The sequence below is a fragment of the Lederbergia lenta NBRC 16444 genome (assembly GCF_001591545.1).
GTDB classification, from domain to species: Bacteria; Bacillota; Bacilli; order Bacillales; family Bacillaceae_C; genus Lederbergia; species Lederbergia lenta.
Genome location: NZ_BCVC01000004.1, coordinates 38,353 through 56,382, shown reverse-complemented (window position 1 = coordinate 56,382; position 18,030 = coordinate 38,353). Strand labels below are relative to the sequence as shown.

Here is an 18,030-nt window from a genome sequence, read left to right as displayed (position 1 = left end):
CCCTCTTTTTTAAAAGTAAGATCTAATTAAGTTATGTAATCTCGGCCTTAATCGCAATATTGCATCCTTATTTGGCGCATGAACACGATTTGTTAATAAGATGACATGCAGTTGAATCTTTGGATCAAACCAAATACTCGTTCCTGTAAAACCAGTGTGACCATACGATTGAGAGGAGAACAGATCACCAGATGATGATGCACCCGCACTTTTTATTTGCCACCCTAATCCTCTTGCTTCCTGATCAAACGAAGTGAAATTCCGCTTAGATAGGGCCAATGCAGCTTTCGAGATGATGCGCTTCCCTTTATAGACACCGTCATTTTCAATCATAGAAGTAAACTTCGCCAAATCTTGTATTGTTGAAAATATACCCGCATGTCCACTTATCCCACCCATTGCTTCCGCATTTTCATCATGAACAATGCCATATTTATAGTTATTTAGTTTCTCGCTATATTCCGTAGCCGCAAATCGCTCTTGATTGAAGGATGGATTAAAACCTGTATCTTGCATATCTAATGGATTTAGAATTTTCGCTGAGACATATTCATTGAATGATTGGTCTGTTACTTTTTCTATTACTGTAGATAATAGTATAAATCCTAAATCGCTATAGATCACTCTATCTCCTACTGGAGAAACGAGTCGTTCAGCGCAGATTCTATCCACTACTTCTGCCACTTTCAATGCTTCTTTATAGAATGGACGATGGGCCGGCAATCCCGATGTATGTGTTAATAAATGCTTGATTGTTATCTCCGTTTTTCCATTGGCTGCAAATGCCGGGATGAAATATGCAATCTTGTCATCGAGCCTTATTTCTCCCTTATCAATTAACTGCAAACATGCTGTCAGTGTCGACACTATCTTTGTTAAGGACGCAATATCAAAAATTGTATCTCCCTCTATAGAGAGTTTCTTAGGTGTTAATGCCCGGTAGCCAATTGACTTCTTCATTACTTTCATACCTTGGTGAGAAATATATATAGAAGCGCCAGGTATATTGCCTTGATCTATCTCATTTGCAAGGAAACGATACACTTCGGTTTCCATAAAGATCTATTCCTTCCTGGCGATAGTGATCGCTTGTCGAACAAATCCATCTGATTCTTGAATGGCTAACACGGCTTCCTTGTAGGAAACACCTGCCTCCAACATTACTATTGCTGGTTTTACTTTTAGATTGGTTTCAATTAATGCTGCTTCCGCTTCTTCATATGTTTTATCTGTAATTGCCATCAACATATTTTTGGCACGTTCTACAAGTTTTCCATTGCTTGGGTGTAGATCTACCATCAAATTTTCATATGCCTTTCCCAACTTAATCATTGCTACAGTGGTAAACATGTTTAGAACCAATTTTTGCGCTGTTGCAGCTTTTAACCTCGTTGAACCTGTTAACACTTCTGGTCCGACAACCACTTCAATGACATGATTTGCATATTGGCTGATTTTTGCTTTACTATTGCAAGATAAGGCAATTGTTGCTGCACCAATCCCATTGGCGTACTGTAACGCACCTATTACATAAGGGGTTCTTCCGCTTGCAGCAATTCCTACTACGACATCGCGATCCGTTAGTTCTTTTTCTATTAAATCGCTTTTTCCACCCTCTGTATCATCCTCCGCACCTTCCACAGCAATAAACATTGCTTCATTTCCACCTGCAATGAGTCCTTGCACCATTTCCGGTGGTGTGTAAAATGTTGGTGGACATTCTGCAGCATCCAATATCCCTAATCTGCCACTTGTTCCAGCTCCAACGTAAAATAGTCTTCCGTTCCTTTTAAAGGCTTGATGTATGACATCAATTGCAGATGCTATCTCAGGTAAAACTGCTCTCACCGCGGCGATTACATTTTCATCTTCCTCATTCATTAATGTAATCATGTCGATTGTCGATAGTTGATCTATACTTTTTGTATTTTCATTTACTTGCTCTGTCGTTAACTTCGAAAGGTTGACTTTCATTTCTCCACGCCTTCCTATTCCATGGTGTCTTGTCTTACCATTGATTTCTATCGTTAACTTCCTATTTTCTTTCGGTACTTTAAATAATCTTTCCAAACCTTATAATTCATTTTTCCATAAAAATCAATAAGTCCAGTCCAATCAATAGCAATTCGCTTGATATTCCGTTCCCTCAAAAAATAAATACCAGCTTGAACAACCGCTAAACCATAGCCATTGCCACGTTCTTTTTGATCGATGCCAAGTGGACCAATTCCACCAAGCGTTTCACCAAAGAGTGGTGCCCAATAGACATTCTGAGCAATCATGGGTGACTTATCATCATTGATCCTACAAAACCCGATGATTTCGCCCGCCTTTTTTAAAATAACAAATTCTCGGCCTGTTCCACCTTTTTCGAAATAATGAATGGCTTCATATTCCCATCTTCCTGGGAATACGCGATGAAGAAATTGTAAAAAGGCATCCTTTTCATCAATTGTAAGCAAAACTACTTCTACGCTATCAATCTCAGGTTTTATCGGAGCGCTTGACTCATCATAGCTGGCGATTAAATCATAGTCGTTACCTATATTTTCATACCCTTTGTGATCAAACCACTTTGCACATTCTTCATATTCAGCGGGTATCCCAGGAAAGTAATGCCACGGGTCTCTGCCTATTAATATTTCCGTGACTCCACTTTCCTCTAAAGCGCTTTCAACATTTTTTAATAAAATAGAACCTATCCCTTGGTTTCGACTATCGGAACGAACTAGTAACACCTGTATCCAACCAAAATGAGCACCAATATTAACTGCAAGTGCTTCCTGCCAGCGCTTACTTATAATGAAACCAACCACCTCGCCTTGGGCATTCAGTGCCATAAGCGAACCTGGCAAAAATACATTCTCGTCCTGAAAGCTATTTTGAATAAAAAGTGTTTCTCTCATCGGAAACTGTTCTGCTAGCTCTTCATTCCAAATCTTTACTAATTCTCCTACTCTATGAATATCTATTGGTACAATTTGCACAAATTACCCTCCTTTCACCTCATAAGTAATCTGATAATTAACTTCTATCCGTATTATACACAAAAATACCTTTAAGTGAAATATAAAATCAAAAATTTTTAAATATATTTGATTGTTTATTTCAATTTCTTATTGTTGGATAAGTAATGGAACCAAGTATAACTCGTTTACTTGCCCCAGTTGCCTCAGGAGCATTAGAAGGTTGGCCATTTAATGTTTCATTCGCTAAAATAGCAAACGCGATTGCTTCTTTTGCATCTGAGGAAAACCCAATATCCTCTTGTGTTAGAATAGTTAGATCTGGAAGAAGCTTTCTTAACATCGTCAATAATGTCTTATTATGACTTCCCCCACCGCCAATAATTAGCTCATCTATTTGCGTCTTAGGAAAAATAAAACGTTCATAAGCATTAGCAATAGACAATGCCGTAAAATATGTGGCCGTTGCTATTAAGTCATTTGCCGATAAGTAAGAATATGTCTCAATCAATTTTTCTGTATAATGCGCTCCGAATAATTCACGTCCAGTTGACTTAGGCGGTACCTCTTCAAAAAATGCTAGTTGTAACCAAGACTCGGCAATATCTTGATGAATTCTTCCTTTTGCCGCCCATTCCCCATCATGATCGTATGAGATTCCTTTAAAATGCTTACAAAGTGCATCGATAATCATGTTTCCAGGCCCTGTATCAAATGCAATAATGTCCTCTAATGATCCGCCTTTTGGCAAGACTGTCACATTACCAATACCTCCTACGTTTTGTAACGCTCTTCCCTTTTCTTCACTGCGATAGAGAAGATAATCTGTATATGGAACAAGTGGAGCGCCTTCCCCTCCTGCAGCCATATCCATCGTTCTAAAATTGGAAACCACAGTTACACCTGTTTCATAAGCGATAATAGCCGGTTCGCCAATTTGCAATGTCGATTTCATATAGTTCTCCAATTGATTTGGCAAATGAAAAATAGTTTGACCGTGCGAAGCAATAAAATTAAGTTTCTCAAACGGTATACCTGCTTGCATACACACAGTTTTAACCGCTTTAGCAAACAAAGCACCTAGTTTAAAATTCAAACTGCAAATCAAAGCAACATTCGAACTTTTTAATTCCATAATTTGTAAGATTTCTCGCTCTGTATCTGTGGGAATTGGCACAGTTGCAAAATGTAAAAGTTGTACCTTTGTATCTGTTCCATATCCAGAAATCTTCACAAGCGCAGCATCAATCCCGTCAAGAGAGGTACCCGACATTAAACCTACAGCTAACTTTTCCACACTTCCACTCCCTTACATTTTTTTATATAAAGAAGCAATAGACATGGCCCCTACTGCTGGTGATAAATCTTTCAAAATAACCTCCACTTCTCCTATATTTTGTTCAAGTACATATTTAAATTGAGATTGTACGTATGTATTATTTTCTAGAAGGGAACCTTTAACAGCGATTTTTATTGGAGAAACTATCTGTAACTTTTTATAAAGCCATACAGTTTGCTTTGCAAGGTCCCTTCCAGCTTCATAAAAATAACCTCTAGCAATTTCATCACCAGCTTCGGCTTCTAGAAAAATAGGATAGGATAAAGAAGCAATGTCTCCCTTGGAAGCTTGATATATGAAGCCCTTTAACTCTGGTGCTTCCTTCATACCAACCTTTCGCATTACTGCTTGTGATAATGATGAATAAGGTAAACCTTCATCAAACTCTCTCGTTATTTGCTTGCAAACTTTTATCGCTACATCATAAGAACTGCCTGAATCACCGAGTAAATGTCCCCAGCCACCGGAGTATCCCTCCTTTTCACCATTTCTTCCATAAGAAATGGAACCTGTTCCAGCAATCGTTAGAATGCCATCCGCCTCAGCAAGCAAAGCGTGATAGGCAAGCACTGCATCGTTTACTAGAATAACTTGTTTATCTGTATGCTGTTTAAAAAAAGTAGCAAACCCTTCCTTATTTCCACTTGCTTCAATGCCCGCGACCCCGGCTACAATCGTATTGCAGGCATATCCAAACTCACTTGTAAGACAAGCAGAAGTTGCCTCCCATACATTTGCCAATGCATTTTCAAAATGAACATTCGGGTTACCAAAACCTGTTTCAACTTGAAACACTACATTTTTTTGATTATCCAAAACCAATCCAGTTGTTTTTGTTCCTCCAGCATCGATCCCAATCGTATAGTTCATATTTCGTACCTCCTTTGCTTATGGGTCAAATTAAATAAAACTATATTTTATAATAATGATTATAGCGACAAAATAATATTTTAGTTGTATCATATTATGAAATCACTTACAAAGCAATGCCATTAAATGCTAGATGGAAGACAACTTTGTAATTGTAGTAGTAAAAAATCCATCTACTTTTCCGTTAAATAAGCATAAAGATAAGAAAAAGCCGCCTATCTGCTTTTCCATGTTAGATAGGCGACTCCCATTTTCAACTATTTTACTATTACTTTTCTATTTCCCCCAATAACTTATTCAACTCTTGTAATTCTATTTCCATTTCCGCAAGCTGTTTTTCCAATGGATGTAGATTTCCTTTTACATATTCAAGCTTTTCCAGATCTTGCTGAAGTCTTACGTAATCTGTTTTCAAATCAAGAATCTTGTATTCTATTTCCTTTTTATTCAATGTCATCACCTCTATGAGTATAGTAGCACATTTAGTATTCGCTTCTTGTTTGACTAACTAATCCAGCGCCAGCACCTAGACCTGCTATAAGCATAGCCGCAGCGATAGCAATGAATGTGAATAACGGCAATGACCATGATTGTGTTTGATCAAACAGCATACCGATAAACATAGGGCCGATTGCTGCTAATAGATAGCCTATTGATTGAGCCATTCCCGATAACGCAGATGCCTGATCGCTACTAACTGTCCTTAATACAAAAAATGTTAAAGCTAAGCTGAAACCTGCACCTTGTGCTATGCCAATTAGTAGTACCCAAAGAAGCGTCATGCTCGCACTGCCATCCATGAGGAGGCCAAGAAACGCAGTTATATATATTATTCCTATTGCAATGACAAGCATTCTTTGATTCTTCATTTTTGCAGCTAGGACAGGTGTGATAAATGAGATAGGCAATCCAAAAAGTTGCAAAAGTGACAACATCCAACCACTAGTTGTATCATCTAACCCTTTGTACAAAAGAAGCTCTGGAAGCCAAGCGATCACACAATAAAATAAAAAAGATTGCAGACCGATGAAAAAGGTCACATTCCACGCAAGCTTTGATCGAAGCATAGAATTTTGATGACCTGGTAAACTTTTATCAACTTGTATATCTCTAGAACGTTTATACTTACGTGTTTGTGGAAACCAAATGATAAAAGCTACAGCTGCCAAACCAGCCCATGTCAAAAGAGCATTTTCCCACCCAAGTTTCATATTAACCGCTAAAGGGATGCTTATCCCAGATGCAATTGCTGCAAAGCCACCGAGCGACGCCGTATAAACACCCGTCATCAGGCCTACCTTATTAGGGAATCTTTGCTTCACAATTCCTGGAAGGAGAACATTGCAAATGGCAATACCAACCCCAGCGATCGCTGTACCTGTGAAAAGCATGGATGATATACCCACAGAGCGTAACATGATACCGATTGTTAAGAATAAAAGGCCCATTAGGATCGCAAGTTCATTACCTAGCTTCTGGCCAATTTTTGGAGCGAGAAATGATAATGCAGCAAAAGCAAGAAGGGGCAGTGTTGTAATTAGACCTGCTATACCATTTGAAAGTTGTAAGTCTGTTCGAATCAAACCAATCAATGGGCCAACCGATGTAATCGCAGGCCGTAAATTAAAGGCAACAAATATGATACCTATAATTAACAATGCTTGATTAGTTGCTACTTGTTTACCCTGACTGTGCAAATTACTATTCATATATTAACCCCATTAGTTAAAGCTCACATTTTAAACGTAAGCTGTTTTAATTGTTTATAATATCTCTCTCTTATACGATAACAGAAATTACTTATTTTCACATTAGAAAAGGAGTGGAATCTTATGAAAGCAATTCTTGTAGACGAAAATAGTAAAAATTTGTATTTAGGTCAAGCTGATATGCCTTCAATTTCAGCAAATGATCTTCTTGTCAAAGTGAAGGCAACAGCATTAAACCGGGCGGATCTTCTACAAAAGCGCGGCCTTTATCCACCTCCCAAAGGAGCCTCTCCCATTTTAGGACTTGAAATGAGTGGAGTCATTGAGGTTGTTGGCGAAAATGTACAGGGTTGGAATGTTGGCGATCGTGTATTCGCACTTCTTCCAGGAGGAGGGTATGCTGAACATGTTACCATTCCAGCAAGTATGGCCATGCCAATCCCTGATCATATAACTTATGAAGAAGCGGCGGCTATACCTGAAGTTTTCTTGACTGCCTATTTAAATTTGTTTTGGCTTGGCCAGTTAAAGAAAGATGAAACTGTACTTATACATGCTGGGGCTAGCGGAGTTGGTACTGCAGCCATTCAGCTAGCAAGAGAAACTGGTGCAAGAGTAATCGTAACCGCGGGATCAGAGAAAAAAAGAGAGCTCTGCCTCTCCCTGGGCGCAAAATATGCGATTGATTATAAAGCGGGCTCCTTTTCACCTAAGATAAAAGAGATCACGGAGGGTAAAGGCGTTCATCTGATACTTGACTTCATTGGTGCCCCATATTGGCAGCAAAATATTGATTCTCTCTCAAGAGATGGAAAACTAATTCTCATCGGTGTGATGGGTGGTTCAAAGTTGGACGGTGTAGACCTCGGAGAATTACTCTTTAAAAGGATTCAAGTAATCGGTTCTGCCCTTCGTTCCCAGTCTGCCGAACAAAAGGTCACCTTGACAAGTGCATTCGGTGATTTTGCGCTTCCTAAATTTGCAGCCGGCGCATTAAAACCCGTCATTGATTCTACTTGGGATTGGAATAAAGTAAATGAAGCCCATACACATATGGAGCAAAACAATAATGCGGGAAAAATAGTATTACGTGTACATTAATTTTATTTACATGATCACCAGCAATATGTTCTTCGACGGTAAATGATCCCCCACGGACAATAAATACTTACCAACAGACAGTATTTTATTCACGATGGACAATAAGTGGTTCATGACGGCTAGTATAAGGTCTGCGATGGACAGTAAGCACTGAAATCTTCTTATTTCCCCTCGCAAGTTCGTAAAAATTGGCATTTTTCGAACCTGCGAGGGATTATTTTCGAAGGTCTTATATTTGCACGGCTGAGGTTGAAAATTTGCAATCCAATTCATCATTTAACTTAATTACATTATTTACACTAGTAGCCTCTGCTACTAGTGTAAATAATCACCTATAACGCTTCGTATTTATTTGCTAACTGCCATTCACAAATGACTTATTTCTAAATTAATGAATCACTCCATTACCATATGTTATTTTAATTTATAACATTTTAGGACAATATAATAATGTCTAATGCTTTAAGGGAAATGAGTGAATTTTATGGATATCATTTTTTCTGTAATGAAACGTTTTTTTACTGACCGCTTTCACGATCAATCCGCTCAAATGGCTTACTTTTTTATGTTGGCCATTTTCCCTTTGCTTATTTTTGTCGTTTCCTTATTAAGTTATTTGCCGATTTACTCTGGCGATGTACTGACTGTGATCGAGCCATTTGCTCCTAAGGGCAGCTATCAATTGATTAAAAGTAATTTGATTAGTATTCTTGATCAACAACGGACAAAACTTCTTTCTTTTAGTTTCATCGCAACGTTCTGGATTGCATCTATGGCCGTTCAGTCGCTTGTAAGAGCGATGAATGATGCCTATCAAATCACTAGAAATGATCGATTTTTTATCGTACTTTTAAAAGATATGCTATTAACTGCCGTACTTATGGCTACTTTAGCCATATCTCTGTTTATCCCTATTATTGAAGAAATAGCCCGTATTTTTGTTTATGATTATAGACATTTACTTCCTGGATCTTTTCATTGGTGGACCATTGCCAAATGGGCAATTAGCAGTATTTACCTGTTTCTTTTTTTTAATTTGTTATACAAATATGTTCCGAGTACAAAGATTCATTTTCTATCTGTCATTCCTGGTGCACTATTTGCTACAGCTGGATGGCAAGCCGTTTCTGTTGGTTTTTCATATTATGTGTCCTTTGCTGATTATTCACAACTATATGGACAGCTCGGAAGTATTGTCGTTTTGATGAGTTGGTTTTATCTTACTGCCGCTGTCCTGCTTACAGGAGGTTTAATCAACGCAGCATATATAGAAAAAAGGCCCAATTTCAACTAATATTTAGTCGGAATTGGGCTATCAAGATTTAGCAACCTTCTTTATTTTTCTATTAAAGAAAGAGCATCTGGTAATCTTGTGTTCATTAAAATATCTAGTTCTGTTAAACGCTTTTGACAATAAGTGGAGTTTGACGTTAAAAAGGTATCAATATAAGCTGGATGACACATCACTTCAATCGTTTTTTCAGCAGAAAGCCCTTCTGTAATATGGTGGAAATATTGTTCTGTTACATTTTCATCGTAAAACCCATCTAGAAATACATCTGTTAATGTTGGAATATTTTCTGGATTTGCGGAAAATACATTTCGAACAGGAAGCGAATATTTTTCAGCAAGCCTCCTTACAACTGGAGCAAGGAATGCCCAACCATGAATATGGTGATGGCTATCAAAATGAGATGGCGTTAACCCGAAGGAAAGAAACTTCTCAATTTGCGCTTCCCACTCACGCTCGACTTCCTCTAAAGATACATTCTTATTGTTTTCTACAATCTTATCGATTCGGAAATTACCATGCTCATTTACAAGTGTAGGTACATCTGTGCGGACTGGCTTACCGAATGTTAAAGCTAAATGAATACCAACAGATAAGCTCGGGTTTTGTTTTGCCAGCCCAACAGCATGAGCTGTGCCTGGTGTATTGACCATCATGGTGGTTGAGTTAACGATACCATATCTGTGTGCATCGATAATCCCATAATTAACCCCATTGGAAAAACCAAAGTCATCTGCATTGACAATTAGTTTAAACAACTCTTCCTCTCCTTCCATTTCAATAAAGCCTTTCTATTTCAAAGTTTGCTCGATCGCCGCGAAAGACAGCTTTTGAATATTCAATTTGTGAGCCATCTTCTAGATAAGCCGATGTTTCAATTGAGAAGCACGGTGTATCTACTGGTATATTAAGTTGTTCGGATAAAAACGAATCAGCCATCACCAGTTCAATATGCTCTACCGTCCTTTTAATTTTGAGATCGAACTGTACTTCCAAAAGTTTATATAAAGAATTACTGCATTTTTCTTCATTTAAACCAGGTGCTTTAAACCAAGGTATATACGCAATTTCATATTGGAGAGGATCTTCATTTGCATAGCGAATCCTTTCTAAACGATTAACAGGGTCCCCCTCATTAATGCCGAAAATCTTACTATGTAGAATACTTCCCGGTACTACTTCCAGGCTAACCACACGTATAGAAGCCTTTTTTCCTTGTGTCATTAGCTGTTCACGAAAACGGACCTCCGTATTAGAAAGCGTTTGTTTAATTTTGCTATCTGCTACAAATGTTCCTCTCCCTTGTTCACGATATATATACCCCTCAACAGTCAATTGTTGTAAAGCAGTTCTTACTGTTGTTCTACTTACCTTAAAAAGCCTACAAAATTCTGCCTCCGTCGGTAATATTGTATTAGGCTTATATTGTTCTTCTTTGATCATCTTAATAATTTCTTCCTTCACTCGTATATGAAGCGCTTGAGTATCATTGCTAAATTCCAATCTCGTGCCCCTCTCTATTTGAAGATTTACTTTATTTTAACACGAATCAGCCGTGATTTGTAACTACAAGTTATCACCTATTAAAATTTTAGTATATTGTTATTACAAATAATACTAGACAACCGAAACTTGTTATGATAAATTAATTACTAGTAAACGTTTGCAACATCTTGGAGGGAATATTAATGAGTTTAAAAGTAACTATTATTGGCGGTGGATCAAGTTATACGCCAGAAATTATAGAAGGTTTTATGAATAGATATCCATCTTTTCCAGTGACAGAAATTGTCCTTGTGGATATAGAAAAAGGTCATAACAAGTTGAAAATTGTAACTTCTCTTGCTAAGAGAATGATTCAAAAGTCAGGTTTACCAATTAAGCTCTCTTATACTTTGGATCGCAGAAAGGCATTAGAAAACGCAGATTTTGTAGCAACACAAATACGCGTAGGTGGTCTTGATGCACGTGAAAAGGATGAAAGAATCTCACTAAGTCATGGAGTCATTGGTCAAGAAACAAATGGAGCTGGAGGAATTTTCAAAGCTTTACGGACCATACCTGTCATGTTGGACATTGCTCAAGATATTCATGAAATTTGTCCAAATGCTTGGATGATAAATTTTACAAATCCAGCCGGTATTGTAACAGAAGCATTATTAAAATATAGTCCACATAAAAAAGTAATTGGCGTTTGTAACATCCCATTCAACATGAAAAATAGTGTTGCTGAAATGATGGATTGTAATGTAAATGATGTTGAGATTGAATTTATCGGAATGAATCATTTTGTATTCGGACGTTCTGTTTATATTCAAGGGGAAGATAGAACAGCCGCTGTTCTAGAAAAAATGCTTCAACAAAATGTGGATTATTCACCTGCAAATATAGTCTCAATTGGATGGTCAGAAACATTTATTCATGCATTAAAAATGCTACCAAATCCTTATCATCAATATTATTTTCAAAAAGAGGAGACATTAGAGAAAGACCTGACTGCTTTCAAAGAAAATGGGACCAGATCTGAAGTAGTAAAACAAGTAGAAATGGATTTGTTCGAAAAATACAAAGATGAAAACTTAGACGTAAAGCCTGAGGAATTAGAAAAACGCGGTGGCGCTTATTATAGTGATGCAGCTTGTAATTTAATGGACAGTATTCACAATAATAAAGGCGATGTTCAAACTGTCAATACAATGAACAATGGAGCCATCCCTGATTTACCAACTAATTCAGTCATCGAAGTGAATGCGGTCATCACAAAAGATGGCCCAAAGGCAATCGCTTCAGGACATTTGCCACTTAATATAAAAGGAATCACGATCCAAATGAAAGCTTTCGAAGAACTTGTAATTGAAGCAGCAATTAGCGGCGATTACTTAAAAGCATACGAGGCAATGGTCATGAATCCACTCGTACAAAATGAGAAAAAAGCAAAAATACTTCTAGATGAACTATTAGAAGCTCATAAAGACTATTTACCACAATTCCAAAAATAAGGAGGGTTTTAAATGAGTAAAGTAATGCAAGTAATGGAAGAAAAGTTTATGCCAATTGCTGGAAGGATTGGTTCTCAACGTCATTTAGTAGCCATACGTGATGGGTTTGTATCTATCATGCCATTAATGATTGTTGGTTCATTAGCTGTACTAGTTAATAATTTTCCTGTAAAGGCATTTCAAAACTTTATGGTCAATATCTTTGGAGAAGAATGGACAAGTGTTGGTGGGAACGTATGGACAGGGACTTTTGCCATTCTCGCCTTGCTCGTCGTTGCAACAACGAGTTATCATCTTGCAAAATCATATAATGCAGATGGACTTTCAGCAGCCGTTGTATCACTAGCGACATTTATTATTTTAACTCCTGTAACCCCTGACTTTGGTCTATCGTATGAATGGGCAGGAGCCCAAGGATTATTTGTAGCTATTATTACAGCCCTAATTACGACAGAGATATTTAGATTATTATACAATTCTAAGTTTACGATTAAAATGCCTGACGGTGTACCTAGCGGAGTGGTAAAGTCATTTAAAGCGCTCATACCTGCTATAGTCATTTTAGTGCTAGTCAGTCTCATCCAGGCTCTATTTGTTTTAATTGGCGATACAAGTTTACATGAAATTGTCTTTAATACGATCCAGAAACCACTTCAATCATTATCTGATTCATTGCCAACTGCTTTAATTATTGCATTCCTTAATCACTTACTTTGGTTCTTTGGGTTGCATGGAACAAATATTCTTGGTCCAATCATTGAATCTATTTATATGCCACTTATTATAAAGAACCAAGAGCTCTTTTCTGCAGGAGTTAGTGCATTTGATGTGCCACATATTGTTACGAAACCATTCTTTGACTCCTTTGTGTTTATGGGTGGATCGGGTACAACACTTGCCCTGATTATTGCAGTGTTCATTGCGTCTAAATCTGCCCATTACCGTTCGATTAGTAGTTTATCTGCGCCAGCTGGACTATTTAATATCAATGAACCAATTATGTTCGGATTACCAATCGTATTAAACCCAATGATGCTTATACCGTTTATCCTAGGACCGATTGTCCTTACTATTACATCCTATTTGGCGCTAAGCTTAGGACTTGTACCTAAGACCATTGCAATGTTACCCTGGACAACCCCACCAATTGTTAGCGGTTATCTCGTAACTGGCGGGTCCTGGAGAGGAATTGCATTACAGGTCATCAACTTAGCAATCGCAATCATGCTATACATTCCATTTATACGAGCAGTTGACAAAGCAGAATTAAAAAACCAAAATACTGCAGCTTAAGGAGGAAACATCATGACAACATTTTCACTTGAAGAAATATCTTTTCAAATTATTCTACACGCTGGTAATGCTCGCTCTTCAGCTATGGAAGCAATCCATTTTGCAAAGACTGGAGATTTCGACGCAGCTAATGATAAAATAAAAGAAGCGGATGAAGCCTTTGTAGAAGCACATCATTCACAAACAAAGCTTTTGCAGGCGGAAGCAACTGGCGAAGGTAAAAAACCTACTGTATTACTTATTCATGCACAGGACCATTTAATGACGGCTATGACAATGAAAGAAATGGCGCAAGAATTCATAGATTTATATAAACGAATGGAGGAAATAAAAAAATGAAAATTATTCTAGTATGTTCCGCTGGTATGTCAACAAGTATGCTTGTTCAAAAAATGGAAAAATCCGCCGAGAGCAAAGGGCTTTCGGCAGAAATAGAAGCAGTTCCAGAATCTCAACTATCCAATCATCTTGACGGAACAAATGTCATATTAATCGGACCTCAAGTACGCTATTTAGCTCCAAAAATTAAAGCCAACGCAGAACCATTAGGCATCAAGGTAGATATCATTAATCAAATGGACTACGGAATGATGAATGGCGAAAAGGTACTAGAACACGCTTTAGAATTAGCAAAGTAAATAATCATGTTTCATAAAAAGAGGCAACTTAAGAGGTCGTTACAAACGATTCTCTAAGTTGCCTCTTTTTTTAAATAGGATGATTATTCCCTAGACTTGCAAATCTCCTTTTGGTTGGTTATAAACCTCTTGGTCCATCTCACCTGTTATCTTCCCAGTCAGGACACCAGCGGTCATACTACCACTTACATTCAATGCTGTCCGCCCCATATCAATCAATGGTTCAACTGAGATCAACAGACCAACTATAGCAATGGGCAAATCAAGTGCTGACAATACGAGCAAAGCGGCAAAAGTTGCTCCTCCGCCGACACCTGCTACGCCAAATGAACTAATTGCTACAACGATGATTAATGTTGCAATAAATGTAGGATTTAGCGGATCAATACCAGCAGATGGGGCAACCATGATAGCTAACATCGCTGGATATATGCCCGCACAGCCATTTTGACCAATTGATAAACCAAATGAGCCAGCAAAGTTTGCTATTCCTTCAGATACTCCAAGCTCTTTATGTTGCGTCTTAATATTTAATGGCAATGTTCCCGCGCTTGAACGTGATGTAAAAGCAAATGTCAAAGTGGGCATCGCTTTTCGAATATACGTAATTGGATTTTGTTTTGCAATCGCTAATAGTATCAAATGTACAATAAACATTGCAATAATTGCTACATATGAAGCAATCACAAACTTACCAAGTTTAGCTATCGCCGAATAATCACTCGTTGCTGTGACCTTTGTCATTAACGCCAATACCCCGTATGGTGTTAGACGCAATATCAGCGTTACAACACGCATAACAATGGTATAAATCGTTTCAATAATTTTCGCAAAAAACTCAGCGTGTTCTGGTTCTTTTCGCCGTACTCCTAAATAAGCAATCCCGATAATAGCCGCAAATATAACAACCGCAATCGTAGAAGTAGGACGCGCCCCCGTTAACTCCAAAAATGGATTTTGTGGAAACAGACTAATAATTTGTTGTGGAATAGTCATGTTTTGCACATCACCAGCTGTTTGTTCCAACTGAGTATTACGAGCTACTTCTGCTTCCCCTTGCTCTAGTTGAATCCCTTCAAGTTGGAAACCGAGTGCGGTGATAATTCCTATCGAAGCCGAAATGGCAGTTGTACCAATTAATATACCAATAACGAGTCCACCAATTTTACCGAGATTCTTCGTGAATTTCAATTTAGTAAAGGCTGAAACAATCGATATAAACACTAAAGGCATAACAATCATTTTTAATAACGACACATAGCCGGTACCAACAATATTAAACCACTCAATCGAGCCGTTCGTTACATCTGACTTCGTTCCATAAATAAAATGAATCGCAAATCCGAGCAAAATACCGAGACCTAAAGCTGTAAAAACACGTTTAGAAAAAGAAACATGCTTTTTTTGCATATAAAACAAACCTATTATTAGTAAAATTAGTACAACAATATTAATAATAATAAATAAAGTATCCAAATTAATTCTCCTTCCCCATATAGCCATTTTTCAATTAAAAAATCTTAACCTGTATACTATAATTCAGATAAACCAACTAGTCAAATCGGAATTAACTACTTCCAATAGAAAAGTAATTTTTAATTATTACCTTCTTACCTATTTCCCTTCCCATAGAGTTTTTATGCAAAAAATGTTTTTGTTTTGTAACCAAAAGGGTAAGCTAATATAAAGTGACCTTCCATCACTTAAAGTTTCAGCACCAATATATATGATTTCCAATTTACTATACCTTATGAAAGGAATCACTATATTATGGGAAGAATTTCAAAAGTCATTCGTGTTGCAATCAAAGTAGCACCTATTGTTTATCCGGTCGCAAATAAGATATTAAATAATCGAAAAGGAAAAAAAAGCAGCAACCATAAACCAAACACACAAAATTGAAATAAAAAATGGAATTCCTCCACGGATTCCATTTTTTATTGTTTATTGTATCTATTCCATAATTTACAATTTGTCGCATCTAAAATTGTTGGAAAACCCATTGGTAATGTAACCATTGGTGAGCAGTGTCCTGCCCTTAAGTTAAAAATTGTTGGTTTATTTAAAGGCTTAATCAGTTTTTCAAACAAATCCTCTACTTGATAGCCTTGTTTATTAGAATAACATTTATTCCATGTTCCTAAAACAATCCCACTAGAATCAGAAAGTTTGCCTGCTAACAGGAGTTGAGTTAACATCCGGTCGATTTTATATGGCTCTTCCCCAATGTCCTCCAGAAATAAAATTTTTCCGCACGTATCTATTTCATAAGGAGTGCCCAGTGTACTTACTAAGACACTTAGATTACCCCCAGTCAAAATACCTTCTACATAACCCGGAACGAGACATCCAATCGGTTCCTCCTTTGGGTTGATTACGAAATTATATCCATTTCTCTCCATCAATACGTTAAGCAATGATTCTTTAGTAAAGTCATCTGCTGATATCAAATCAGATGCAGCCATTGGTCCATGAATCGTTGCCAGATTACTTCTTTGCTGTAGAACGATATGAAGTGCTGTTATATCGCTGTACCCGACAATTTTTTTGGGGTTCCTAGCGATTAAATCATAATCAAGCAAATGTAAGATTTGAAGAGTTCCATACCCGCCGCGCAAACAAAGGATCGCAGTAATGTCCGGATTGGCAAACATCCAATTCAGTTCTTGAGCTCTTAACAACGCTGGTCCCGCCAAATATCCACCTTCATTTTCATAGCATGTTAATCCAATGACGACTTGAAATCCAAGTTCTTTTACAGCTAAAATTGCTTCTTCTAACATTTCTACATCCACAGGGCCAGCTGGAGCCGTAATACCAATTACGTCACCACAGATAAGTGTTTTACCATGATTTAAGTTCATTTTACCCTCCCTTAATAGACTTCTAATATTAATTATATTAAAGCTATCAACTAAGAGAACAACGGGGAAGCCATTTTTACTCTTGAAAAGTTTGTCCGTTTATTTGAATTATTTCCGAGGAAATACGACAATAACTTTTCCCCTACCTTTTTCGTTAAATTAGGTTAATATTATGAGAAGATGTAATTGGGAGGGATTCATATGCCTTTAACAAAAACAGACCAATATGTGCGAAACGTAAAATTACTTCGACAAAATATTCCCTATATAAATAGATATCCGTTCGACCTTCCTGCCATTCAGTCACTTGATGTATTTGACTTTCACCCCCAAGTTACTTATTTAATCGGGGAAAATGGCATGGGTAAATCGACATTACTAGAAGCAATTGCAATTGCAGCTGGGTTTAATCCGGAAGGCGGGACATTTAATTTCAATTTTTCGACTCATGACTCACATTCTATTTTAGAAGAATACCTCAGAGTCGTTAAAGGAGTACGAAAACCGAAAGATGGATTCTTTTTACGAGCTGAGACCTATTATAATGTTGCAACCCATATAGAAAAGTTGGATCAAGATTCAGGTGGCCCACGTATTATTGACCATTTCGGAGGAACCTCTCTTCATGAACAGTCGCACGGTGAATCTTTTTTCGCTGCATTTTTAAATCGCTTTCGAGGTAAAGGTCTCTATATTATGGATGAGCCTGAGGCCGCTCTCTCACCACTGCGCCAATTATCCATGCTATCGCGCATTCACGAATTGGTTCAGCAAGATTCTCAATTTATCATTGCCACTCATTCTCCTGTGCTAATGGCTTACCCAAATTCAATTATTTATGAATTTTCACAGGATGGGATTCAAGAAAAAGAACTAGAGCATACTAATCACTATTTACTTTTGAAACAATTTTTTGATGATAAAGAAAGGATTCTCCATCATTTATTTAATGAATAGTAA

19 protein-coding genes are annotated in these 18,030 nt (G+C 37.4%); 8 read left to right on the top strand and 11 right to left on the bottom strand.

What is annotated here, in order from left to right:
- Positions 1-9 precede the first annotated feature (9 nt).
- The 7 genes from BLE01S_RS14360 to BLE01S_RS14330 form a co-directional block, all read right to left on the bottom strand.
- A complete protein-coding gene (locus tag BLE01S_RS14360) occupies positions 10-1,056 on the bottom strand; it encodes a serine hydrolase domain-containing protein (protein WP_066143614.1) in 1,047 nt (348 codons plus the stop codon).
- Between the two features lie 6 nt (positions 1,057-1,062).
- Positions 1,063-1,974 (bottom strand): N-acetylmuramic acid 6-phosphate etherase, encoded by a 912-nt coding sequence (gene murQ / locus BLE01S_RS14355; RefSeq protein ID WP_066144113.1) that lies wholly within the window; start codon positions 1,972-1,974, stop codon positions 1,063-1,065.
- Positions 1,975-2,027: 53 nt separating this feature from the next.
- The gene (locus tag BLE01S_RS14350) at positions 2,028-2,987 is read right to left on the bottom strand and encodes a GNAT family N-acetyltransferase (protein WP_066143609.1); all 960 of its coding nucleotides are present in this window, start codon (positions 2,985-2,987) and stop codon (positions 2,028-2,030) included.
- Positions 2,988-3,108: 121 nt separating this feature from the next.
- Positions 3,109-4,263 (bottom strand): anhydro-N-acetylmuramic acid kinase AnmK, encoded by a 1,155-nt coding sequence (gene anmK, locus BLE01S_RS14345; protein WP_082788745.1) that lies wholly within the window; start codon positions 4,261-4,263, stop codon positions 3,109-3,111.
- 12 nt (positions 4,264-4,275) lie between these two features.
- Entirely contained in the window at positions 4,276-5,175 is a 900-nt protein-coding gene (locus tag BLE01S_RS14340; RefSeq protein WP_066143606.1) for a BadF/BadG/BcrA/BcrD ATPase family protein, read from the bottom strand.
- A gap of 268 nt (positions 5,176-5,443) precedes the next feature.
- Positions 5,444-5,632, bottom strand: a complete 189-nt coding sequence (locus tag BLE01S_RS14335; protein ID WP_439950969.1) for an SE1832 family protein — start codon at positions 5,630-5,632, stop codon at positions 5,444-5,446.
- A 25-nt stretch (positions 5,633-5,657) separates the two neighbouring features.
- Positions 5,658-6,884, bottom strand: a complete 1,227-nt coding sequence (locus BLE01S_RS14330; RefSeq protein ID WP_066143601.1) for a CynX/NimT family MFS transporter — start codon at positions 6,882-6,884, stop codon at positions 5,658-5,660.
- A gap of 123 nt (positions 6,885-7,007) precedes the next feature.
- Here BLE01S_RS14330 and BLE01S_RS14325 point away from each other — a divergent pair, with 123 nt between their 5' ends.
- The gene (locus BLE01S_RS14325; RefSeq protein ID WP_066143598.1) at positions 7,008-7,985 is read left to right on the top strand and encodes an NAD(P)H-quinone oxidoreductase; all 978 of its coding nucleotides are present in this window, start codon (positions 7,008-7,010) and stop codon (positions 7,983-7,985) included.
- 484 nt (positions 7,986-8,469) lie between these two features.
- Positions 8,470-9,279 carry a YihY/virulence factor BrkB family protein gene (locus BLE01S_RS14320; RefSeq protein WP_066143596.1) on the top strand — a complete coding sequence of 270 codons (810 nt, stop codon included), beginning with the start codon at positions 8,470-8,472 and terminating at the stop codon, positions 9,277-9,279.
- Positions 9,280-9,320: 41 nt separating this feature from the next.
- Here BLE01S_RS14320 and chbG read toward each other — a convergent pair whose 3' ends face one another.
- The gene (gene chbG, locus BLE01S_RS14315) at positions 9,321-10,034 is read right to left on the bottom strand and encodes a chitin disaccharide deacetylase (RefSeq protein ID WP_066144107.1); all 714 of its coding nucleotides are present in this window, start codon (positions 10,032-10,034) and stop codon (positions 9,321-9,323) included.
- A 19-nt stretch (positions 10,035-10,053) separates the two neighbouring features.
- A complete protein-coding gene (locus BLE01S_RS14310) occupies positions 10,054-10,779 on the bottom strand; it encodes a GntR family transcriptional regulator (RefSeq protein WP_066143593.1) in 726 nt (241 codons plus the stop codon).
- A 185-nt stretch (positions 10,780-10,964) separates the two neighbouring features.
- On the opposite strand from BLE01S_RS14310, the gene BLE01S_RS14305 reads away from it, so the two are divergent.
- Genes BLE01S_RS14305 through BLE01S_RS14290 form a run of 4 tightly spaced genes read left to right on the top strand, consistent with a single transcriptional unit; the run spans position 10,965 to position 14,206 of the window.
- Positions 10,965-12,275: a 6-phospho-beta-glucosidase gene (locus tag BLE01S_RS14305; protein WP_066143590.1), complete on the top strand. Its 1,311-nt coding sequence runs from the start codon at positions 10,965-10,967 to the stop codon at positions 12,273-12,275.
- Positions 12,276-12,287: 12 nt separating this feature from the next.
- A complete protein-coding gene (gene celB, locus BLE01S_RS14300; RefSeq protein WP_066143587.1) occupies positions 12,288-13,568 on the top strand; it encodes a PTS cellobiose transporter subunit IIC in 1,281 nt (426 codons plus the stop codon).
- 12 nt (positions 13,569-13,580) lie between these two features.
- Positions 13,581-13,907 carry a PTS lactose/cellobiose transporter subunit IIA gene (locus BLE01S_RS14295; RefSeq protein ID WP_066143584.1) on the top strand — a complete coding sequence of 109 codons (327 nt, stop codon included), beginning with the start codon at positions 13,581-13,583 and terminating at the stop codon, positions 13,905-13,907.
- Complete coding sequence (locus BLE01S_RS14290; protein WP_066143581.1) at positions 13,904-14,206, top strand: PTS sugar transporter subunit IIB; 303 nt, start codon at positions 13,904-13,906, stop codon at positions 14,204-14,206. The genes BLE01S_RS14295 and BLE01S_RS14290 overlap by 4 nt, the downstream gene beginning before the upstream one ends.
- Before the next feature lie 90 nt (positions 14,207-14,296).
- Here the strand turns inward: BLE01S_RS14290 and BLE01S_RS14285 are convergent, their stop codons facing one another.
- Positions 14,297-15,682, bottom strand: coding sequence for an L-cystine transporter (locus tag BLE01S_RS14285; protein WP_066143578.1), 1,386 nt, complete (start codon positions 15,680-15,682; stop codon positions 14,297-14,299).
- Between the two features lie 294 nt (positions 15,683-15,976).
- Here BLE01S_RS14285 and yxzF point away from each other — a divergent pair, with 294 nt between their 5' ends.
- Entirely contained in the window at positions 15,977-16,108 is a 132-nt protein-coding gene (yxzF, locus tag BLE01S_RS21320; protein WP_274379918.1) for a small protein YxzF, read from the top strand.
- 35 nt (positions 16,109-16,143) lie between these two features.
- On the opposite strand, the gene BLE01S_RS14280 is transcribed toward yxzF, so the two are convergent.
- A complete protein-coding gene (locus tag BLE01S_RS14280) occupies positions 16,144-17,070 on the bottom strand; it encodes a S66 peptidase family protein (RefSeq protein WP_066143575.1) in 927 nt (308 codons plus the stop codon).
- A 201-nt stretch (positions 17,071-17,271) separates the two neighbouring features.
- Here BLE01S_RS14280 and BLE01S_RS14275 point away from each other — a divergent pair, with 201 nt between their 5' ends.
- On the top strand, positions 17,272-18,027 hold the full coding sequence (locus BLE01S_RS14275) for an AAA family ATPase (protein WP_066143572.1): 756 nt from the start codon (positions 17,272-17,274) through the stop codon (positions 18,025-18,027).
- The last annotated feature ends 3 nt before the right edge of the window (positions 18,028-18,030 follow it).

Excerpts from the sequence above, each read along its gene's own strand:
- BLE01S_RS14360 (WP_066143614.1), bottom strand. The coding sequence starts at position 1,056 with ATGGAAACCGAAGTGTATCGTTTCCTTGCAAATGAGATAGATCAAGGC.
- murQ (WP_066144113.1), bottom strand. The coding sequence starts at position 1,974 with ATGAAAGTCAACCTTTCGAAGTTAACGACAGAGCAAGTAAATGAAAAT.
- BLE01S_RS14340 (WP_066143606.1), bottom strand. The coding sequence starts at position 5,175 with ATGAACTATACGATTGGGATCGATGCTGGAGGAACAAAAACAACTGGA.
- BLE01S_RS14335 (WP_439950969.1), bottom strand. The coding sequence starts at position 5,632 with ATGACATTGAATAAAAAGGAAATAGAATACAAGATTCTTGATTTGAAA.
- BLE01S_RS14330 (WP_066143601.1), bottom strand. The coding sequence starts at position 6,884 with ATGAATAGTAATTTGCACAGTCAGGGTAAACAAGTAGCAACTAATCAA.
- BLE01S_RS14325 (WP_066143598.1), top strand. The coding sequence starts at position 7,008 with ATGAAAGCAATTCTTGTAGACGAAAATAGTAAAAATTTGTATTTAGGT.
- BLE01S_RS14320 (WP_066143596.1), top strand. The coding sequence starts at position 8,470 with ATGGATATCATTTTTTCTGTAATGAAACGTTTTTTTACTGACCGCTTT.
- BLE01S_RS14305 (WP_066143590.1), top strand. The coding sequence starts at position 10,965 with ATGAGTTTAAAAGTAACTATTATTGGCGGTGGATCAAGTTATACGCCA.
- celB (WP_066143587.1), top strand. The coding sequence starts at position 12,288 with ATGAGTAAAGTAATGCAAGTAATGGAAGAAAAGTTTATGCCAATTGCT.
- BLE01S_RS14295 (WP_066143584.1), top strand. The coding sequence starts at position 13,581 with ATGACAACATTTTCACTTGAAGAAATATCTTTTCAAATTATTCTACAC.
- BLE01S_RS14290 (WP_066143581.1), top strand. The coding sequence starts at position 13,904 with ATGAAAATTATTCTAGTATGTTCCGCTGGTATGTCAACAAGTATGCTT.
- yxzF (WP_274379918.1), top strand. The coding sequence starts at position 15,977 with ATGGGAAGAATTTCAAAAGTCATTCGTGTTGCAATCAAAGTAGCACCT.
- BLE01S_RS14280 (WP_066143575.1), bottom strand. The coding sequence starts at position 17,070 with ATGAACTTAAATCATGGTAAAACACTTATCTGTGGTGACGTAATTGGT.
- BLE01S_RS14275 (WP_066143572.1), top strand. The coding sequence starts at position 17,272 with ATGCCTTTAACAAAAACAGACCAATATGTGCGAAACGTAAAATTACTT.